Source organism: Alkalibacterium sp. m-11 (assembly GCF_054658155.1).
Map to the genome: position 1 here is coordinate 1 of NZ_BAAGIR010000095.1, position 7,742 is coordinate 7,742.

At 44.5% G+C, this 7,742-nt stretch carries 5 protein-coding genes; all 5 read left to right on the forward strand.

From position 1 onward, the window contains the following. Nucleotides 1-307: 307 nt before the first annotated feature. The 5 genes from ACYQ2O_RS09160 to ACYQ2O_RS09180 all read left to right on the forward strand — a co-directional run bounded on the left by ACYQ2O_RS09160 (nt 308) and on the right by ACYQ2O_RS09180 (nt 7,533). A complete protein-coding gene (locus ACYQ2O_RS09160; protein ID WP_346024419.1) occupies nt 308-838 on the forward strand; it encodes a hypothetical protein in 531 nt (176 codons plus the stop codon). A 128-nt stretch (nt 839-966) separates the two neighbouring features. After that, nucleotides 967-2,193 (forward strand): metal ABC transporter solute-binding protein, Zn/Mn family, encoded by a 1,227-nt coding sequence (locus ACYQ2O_RS09165; RefSeq protein ID WP_459796472.1) that lies wholly within the window; start codon nt 967-969, stop codon nt 2,191-2,193. 127 nt (nt 2,194-2,320) lie between these two features. After that, nucleotides 2,321-3,037 carry a metal ABC transporter ATP-binding protein gene (locus ACYQ2O_RS09170; RefSeq protein ID WP_346024048.1) on the forward strand — a complete coding sequence of 239 codons (717 nt, stop codon included), beginning with the start codon at nt 2,321-2,323 and terminating at the stop codon, nt 3,035-3,037. After that, nucleotides 2,974-3,831: a metal ABC transporter permease gene (locus tag ACYQ2O_RS09175; protein ID WP_459796474.1), complete on the forward strand. Its 858-nt coding sequence runs from the start codon at nt 2,974-2,976 to the stop codon at nt 3,829-3,831. The genes ACYQ2O_RS09170 and ACYQ2O_RS09175 overlap by 64 nt, the downstream gene beginning before the upstream one ends. A 270-nt stretch (nt 3,832-4,101) precedes the next feature. Next, nucleotides 4,102-7,533 (forward strand): pyruvate carboxylase, encoded by a 3,432-nt coding sequence (locus ACYQ2O_RS09180; RefSeq protein ID WP_459770863.1) that lies wholly within the window; start codon nt 4,102-4,104, stop codon nt 7,531-7,533. Nucleotides 7,534-7,742 lie beyond the last annotated feature (209 nt).

The window sequence follows — 7,742 nt, forward strand, 5'->3', positions numbered from 1 at the left end:
TCCGAAGAAAAGGAGGATGTACTTCTACATCTTCAGAAAAAATACAAAAGAACAATGAAGACCATCTAAAACCGACGGTTTTCATTGTTCTTTTTGTTTGTTAAGAGCTGGTTTTTTCCCAGCCCCTTTTATTTTGCCTGACAAAAATCCACTCCTGACCATTATTCTCCCGTGATTCTTAGTAGTCTGGCTGCTCATTACGAGGTGTAACGAAAGTTTTTACAAAAAAGGTGGTTGACATCATCTGCGGAACATGGTTAAATGTAAAACGTAACGGTTACGATTTACTTATATAGGAGGAATAATTGTGTTGAATAAATGGATCAAACTTTCTGGAGTTGCTTTAATGAGTTTATACTTAGCTGCCTGTGATACAGCAGAAGATGAAGGTGTAGAAGATAACACGACAGATATGGCTGAAGAAGAAGGAACTGAAGAAGAAACAGGTGACGAAGCTGCACTAGAAGAAGACAGCGATAAAGATACAGAAGCGGACGACACTGCTGTTCTTGATGAAGAGGCCGAAGAAGAACATGATGAAGCTGATGCAGATGTCGCAGAGCTGATCACGATCGAAGGAGTGGCGGAACATTACCACACTGGAGAACTAGTTGAACTGACGGCTGTCATGTCAGAAGAGACAGATTACGATGACTGGCACTGGTACAGCCGGGAAGATGATGCTGATGAATGGGAAATCATTTCCGGCCAGCATACTCAAGACCTGTTTATGGAAGCACCTGAAGCAACAGTAAACGTTAGGGCTGTTCTTTACGATGATGCACACGCACCATATGCACAATCTGAAGCTGTTGAGATTGAAGTGGACAATCATTAAATAGAAAATGTGGGCAGCTGATATAGTTGGCTGCCTTCTCTTATGAAATTATAATTTGACAGAGTATCTATTCTCATCATACTTTATTTACCGTAATGATTACGATTTACAACCATAAGGAGTTAACGATGATTAATAAAAAAATGTATGGGCTGCTGCCTCTTATTCTCGCAATTCTTGGTTTAAGTGCATGTACGGCAGAAAATTCTGAACAAACATCAGATGATAACTTATCAATTGTCACTTCTTTTTATCCTGTGTATGAATTTACTCAGCAGGTGGCTGGTGAGCATGCAGATATTTCTCTCATGGTAGGTGGAGGAGCAGATCCACACAGTTATGAACCAAGTGCTCGGGATATTGCAGGAATCAATAATGCAGATCTGTTCATCTATACAAGTGAGGAAATGGAGTTCTGGGTACCCAGCCTGCTGAATTCAATTGAGAATGAAGAACTGGAAGTTGTCCGAACAGCTGACGCTCTGGGAACGGAAAGCCATTATGACTCGCCGGCGTCAAGTGGAAATGAAACAGACTTTTCAGCTGAACCAGTGGCAAATCTTCCTGAGGATGTTCAGATCATTGGTCTGGCAGGCCACTATCATAGTGGTGATACCGTCACTTTAATGGCTCAATATGAACAGGCAGAAGACTGGCAATGGTATGTCATGGAAAAAGAAGGCCAATGGGAACAGGTCGATAACCTGACATCTGACCGGTTCGAATACCAGATTGAAAGAGAAGATATTCTGGTACAGGCTGTAGCAACTGATGGTGATGGAAATGAACTCGCACAATCAGAAGTGGCTCATGTACACATTGATGATCATGAAGAAGAAGATCCTCATATCTGGCTTGATCCTGTCCTTGCACAAGATCAGGTCCTGCTTATCATGGAAGCACTGATTGAAGCAGATCCGGTGAATGCAGAGAGCTATCAGGAAAACGCAGGCCAGTTCATAAATGAATTGTCTGCACTTCATGAAGATTATCTGGAAGCTTTCGAGGGTGCGGAAAATAGAACCTTTATTGTTCAGCATCAGGCTTTCGGCTATATTGCAGCCAGGTATGATCTGGATCAGATAGCAATCGGCGGGCTTTCTACAGAAGTGGAGCCAAGTCCTTCAAGAATAGCTGAAATCAACCAGCTGGTGAATGAATACGACGTGCCGGTCATTTACTATCAGCAGGGTGCCAATTCGGCGATTGCCCAGACAGTAGCCAATGAGACTGGAACAGAAACAGCCGTTCTGCATGATCTGGAAACTTTGTCAGAAGAACTGCAAGCTGAAGGTCTTGGATATATAGAAGCAATGAGAGAAAATCTCGAAGCACTGAAACAGTCCATCAACTAAATCAATTAACGAGGTGTGCGCAGTTTAAAACGGCACACCTCGTCTTCTGTTTAACAGATTCAGCTGAAAAATGCTGGATAAAATGCTATACTTAAGAGCGAATCTATCTAAGAAAGGTCGATAATTTATGCAATATATTACAGTCGATGACCTTGCTTTCCATTATGAAGATGAACCCGTCCTGGAAAATATCTCTTTTGAGGTGAACTCCGGTGATTTTGTCATGCTGACTGGTGAAAACGGGGCAGCAAAAACAACTTTATTACGGAATATCCTGGGACTTCTTAAACCGTCGAAAGGAAACGTCACTCTGTCCAGAACAAATAGATGGAATGAAAAACTCGTTGTAGGCTATGTTCCTCAGCAGGTTTCTTCATTTAACGCAGGCTTTCCAAGTACTGTTCTGGAACTCGTTCAGTCAGGGAGATACCCTAGAGGACGCTGGTTCAAAAAACTGGATAAAGAAGATAAGGAACATGTCAGACGATCTCTTGAATCCGTTGGTATGTGGGATATGCGTCACAAGAAAATAGGTGAACTGTCCGGGGGTCAGAAGCAGCGTATTTCGATCGCCCGAGTATTTGCAACGGACCCTGATCTCTTTGTCCTGGATGAACCGACCACAGGTATGGACAGCCATTCCCGTGAAGAATTTTATCGCTTACTTAAGCATAACAGTCAGGATCATGGAAAAGGCATACTGATGGTGACGCATGATCATGAAGAGCTGCGTCAATATGCGAATAAACATATCGAACTGATACGGAAGGAGGATTCCCCTTGGAGATGTTTTTCTATGGATTCATGCAAAGAGCCTTCCAGGCATCATTCCTCATCTCACTGATTGCGCCAGTTCTGGGGCTTTTTCTGATTTTGAGAAGACAGTCTCTGATTGCGGATACCCTCTCGCATGTATCGCTTGCCGGGGTGGCACTTGGGATGCTGTTAGGTACTGACCCGACCTGGACAAATATTATAGTCGTGATAGGCGTAGCCATCTTACTGGAGTATCTTCGAATGATATACCGGACATATTCTGAAATATCAGTAGCAATGTTGATGTCCGGAGGGATGGCAGTCGCTCTGGTTCTTCTAGGTCTGAACGAAGGCGGTGCATCACTGAATATCAACCAGTTCCTGTTCGGATCCATCGTTACGATAAGCCAGCAGCAGATCTGGCTTCTGCTTGGCTTGACCCTGGCGATCGGGAGCTTATACATTATTTTCAGAAAACCGATGTATATTCTGACGTTTGATGAAGATACGGCATTTACAGCTGGCCTTCCGATTAAGCGTATGTCGATTCTGTTCAACGTACTGACCGGTGTGACGATAGCAGTCATCATGCCAATTGTAGGCGCCTTACTAGTGTCGGCGATTATTATTCTCCCAGCTGCAATTTCCATGCGGTTAAGCAAGAGTTTTAATGGCGTTATCCTTATCGGCATAGTCATTGCAGTTATCGGAATGCTGAGCGGTCTCACTGCTTCGTATCAATACGGTACACCGCCAGGAGCATCGATCACTCTGATATTTATTTTCATTTTTGGGTTGACCACTGCTATAAAGAAACTATTCTCGGCCTCCCAGTATGAACGACTGACCCGTCGCAGAAATATAACTGGCGATACAGATTAATTTGCAAGATAAAAAAGGGACCCTCAACCAAGGACAGGTGATTTTTCCTTGATTGAGGGTCTTTGTGAGAAGGAATAAATGTGGTAAGTTACTGAACAAGCTTTTTATAGATGTCAGCATAGAGGGATGCCTATCGATGGCATCCCTTTTTGATTTCTGAGACAATGAAAAATATTCTTTTCTTATGGAGCCAATCTCTGGTAAAATAGAGAGTAAGGTTAAAATAGAATGATAAATAGTCAAATCAAATAAGGTTGAGGTGAAGGCTAAATGAAGAAAGTATTGGTTGCCAACAGGGGCGAGATTGCTATCCGAATATTTAGAGCCCTGCATGAATTAAGGATTTCAACGGTTGCTATATACGCTCAGGAGGACGAAGCGAGCGTTCACCGGTTTAAAGCAGATGAAGCTTATCTGGTGGGAGAAGGAAAGAAGCCCATCGATGCATACTTAGACATTGAAAGCATTATTGCTATTGCTAAAGATTCGGGTGCTGAAGCGATCCATCCTGGATACGGGTTCTTATCTGAAAATCTGGGCTTTGCAGAACGCTGTGAAGAGGAAGGGATCATTTTCATCGGACCGGAAACGCGTCATCTGGATGTGTTTGGAGATAAACTGAAAGCTAAGGAAGTAGCCAAAGAAGCAGGTATTCCTACTATTCCAGGAACAGACGGGCCGGTCGACAGTGTTGAAGAGGTCAAGGCATTCGGACGCACATTCGGATATCCGATCATGATGAAAGCCGCTTTAGGTGGCGGTGGACGCGGTATGCGTGTAGCTCATAACGAAGCCGAAGCTGAAGAAGGATTCGAGCGGGCAAGGAGTGAAGCGAAAGCGGCGTTTGGCCGTGACGATATTTACGTCGAACGCTATATTTCCAACCCCAAGCATATCGAAGTTCAAATCCTTGGGGACAGTCATGGGAATATCGTCCACCTGTATGAACGAGACTGTTCTGTTCAAAGACGTCACCAGAAAGTAGTCGAAGTAGCTCCATGTGTAGACCTGTCTCCTTCAGTGAGAGAAGAACTGTGCCAAACAGCGGTCAAACTCATGAAGCATGTCGACTATGTCAACGCAGGGACAGTAGAGTTTCTGCTTGAAAACGACGAATTTTTCTTTATTGAAGTAAACCCCCGTGTACAAGTTGAGCATACGATCACTGAAATGGTGACCGGAATCGATATCGTTCAGAGCCAGATTCTGATCGCTCAAGGAAAAAATCTGTTTGAAGAAGTCGGACTGCCTCATCAGGAAGATATCCGACTGAACGGTGCAGCTATTCAGTGCCGGATCACAACTGAAGATCCAGTAAATAATTTCCTTCCTGATACTGGAAAAATCAATACGTACCGCTCACCGGGTGGGTTTGGTATCCGACTGGATGCAGGGAATGGCTTCCAAGGGTCAGTCGTTACTCCATTTTTCGATTCACTTTTAGTTAAACTGTCTGCTCAGGCGATGGACTATGAAAAAACTGTTCAGAAAATGACACGGTCTCTGATCGAATTCAGAATTCGAGGCGTAAAAACTAATATTCCCTTCCTGATCAACGTACTCAAGCACCCTGAGTTTTCTTCAGGGAAAGCGACGACACGATTTATTGATGAAACACCGGAACTTTTCGAGTATTCAAAGCTGAGAGACAGAGGGAATAAATCTCTACAGTATATCGGAAATGTAACGGTCAATGGGTTCCCGGGAATCGGAAAAGTAGAGAAAAAAGCGAACAAGAAACCAAGAATGCCGGAGAAACTTATCCTTCCTTCTAAAGATATCGTCTATCCTAAACATATTCTGGATTCAGATGGTCCCGAAGCAGTAGCCCAGTGGCTTAAAGAACAGAACTCAGTCCTGATGACTGATACGACGTTCAGAGATGCCCACCAGAGTCTGCTGGCAACACGTATGCGTTCGAAAGATATGCTGGCAATTGCTGAACAGACGGAGCAGGCGATACCTGAACTCTTCTCTCTGGAAATGTGGGGAGGCGCCACATTTGATGTGTCTTACCGCTTCCTGACCGAAGACCCATGGGAGCGTCTAAGAAAACTCCGTCAGAAAATGCCGAATACTTTACTCCAGATGCTCTTCAGAGGATCGAACGGTGTTGGGTATGAAAATCTGCCGGATAATGTCCTTCAGGAATTCATCCGTCTGGCAGCAGCTAACGGAATCGATGTCTTTAGAATATTTGACAGCCTGAACTGGCTTCCTCAGATGGAGAAAAGTATTCAGTTTGTTAGGGATGAGAACAAGATAGCAGAAACGGCCATCTGCTACACGGGTGACTTGAACGATCCGTCTCAGACTAAGTATACGATGGATTACTATAAGCGGATGGCAAGAGAGCTGGAAGCAATGGGCGCCCATATTCTTGCAATCAAAGATATGGCAGGACTGCTTAAACCGCATGCTGCCTATCGTCTGATCCGCGAACTGAAAAACACTGTGAAGATACCGATTCATCTGCATACGCATGACACGAGCGGAAATGGCGTCTATACCTATGGTGCGGCGATTCGTGCCGGTGTTGACATTGTCGATGTCGCTCAGAGTGCATTAAGTGGAAAAACAAGTCAGCCGAGCATGAGCAGTCTGTATTATGCACTGGAAGGAACATCCCATGCGCCTAATTTCAATATACAGAATGTAGAGCAGCTGAACCGATACTGGGAAGATACACGTAAATACTATGCTGATTTTGAAGAAGGCATGCCTGCTGCGTCTACTGAAGTCTATACGCACCAGATGCCTGGTGGACAGTACACGAACCTCAAACAGCAGGCCAAAGGGGTCGGCCTTGAGGATCGCTGGGACGATATCAAAGCGGCTTATGCTGTCGTGAACCATATGTTCGGGGATATTGTCAAAGTAACGCCGTCTTCCAAAGTAGTAGGAGACATGGCTCTGTTCATGATTCAAAATGACCTGACCGAACAGGACATTTACGATAAAGGAGAGGACATCGATTTTCCTAAATCAGTTGTCAGCTTCTTTAAAGGTGAGCTCGGCAGACCCGAAGGCGGATTCCCGAAACGTCTGCAGGAGATCGTTCTCAAAGGAGATAAACCGCTTGAGAAAAGACCAGGGGAATACAAGGAGCCGATGGATTTTGAGAAGGTCAAGGCTGAGCTCGGCGAACACCTGGACAGAGAACCGAGTATGGAAGAGGTCATCAGTTACATCATGTATCCACAGGTCTTCCTGGATTACACCTTCTTCTATAATATGTATGGAGAAGTGAACAAGTTTGATACACCGACCTTCTTCTACGGCATGCGTATGGGTGAGCAGATCGAAGTGACTCTTGAAAAAGGGAAAACGTTGATCATCAAGCTGAATCAGATTGGTGACCCTGATCTGGAAGGTAACCGTACCCTTTACTTTGAACTGAACGGCCAGGCCCGTCAGATTGAAATTCAGGACAAGAGTGTAACGACGACCAAAGCGGTCCGCAAGAAAGCTGAACCGTCCAATAAAGGACATATTGGTGCAACGATGCCCGGTTCTGTTCTTCAGGTTCTGGTCAAGCGTGGTGACAAAGTCGAAAAAGGTGCACCGATTGTTATAACTGAGGCAATGAAGATGGAAACGACGATCCGTTCGTCAATTGCCGGACGAGTTGAACGCTTATTTGTCAAAGAAGGCGATCAGATTCAGTCTAATGATTTGCTTGTTGAAATTGAAACTAAATAAAATTTTTGGTGAAGAGACCCTTGGCAGACGGGTCTCTTTTCTTTTTCTGTACTTTGAAAACCCCCGGCTATGCCGGGGGTTAAGGATAGCTTTCAGCGTGGGGTCAAAAAAAGCCTCACTTCATGATAAGATAAAGTTGGTTTCCCGACCACTTACTCAAATCATTGAAGGAGGCGTCCCATGAAGGACAAGAACAGTTTAGCACATTC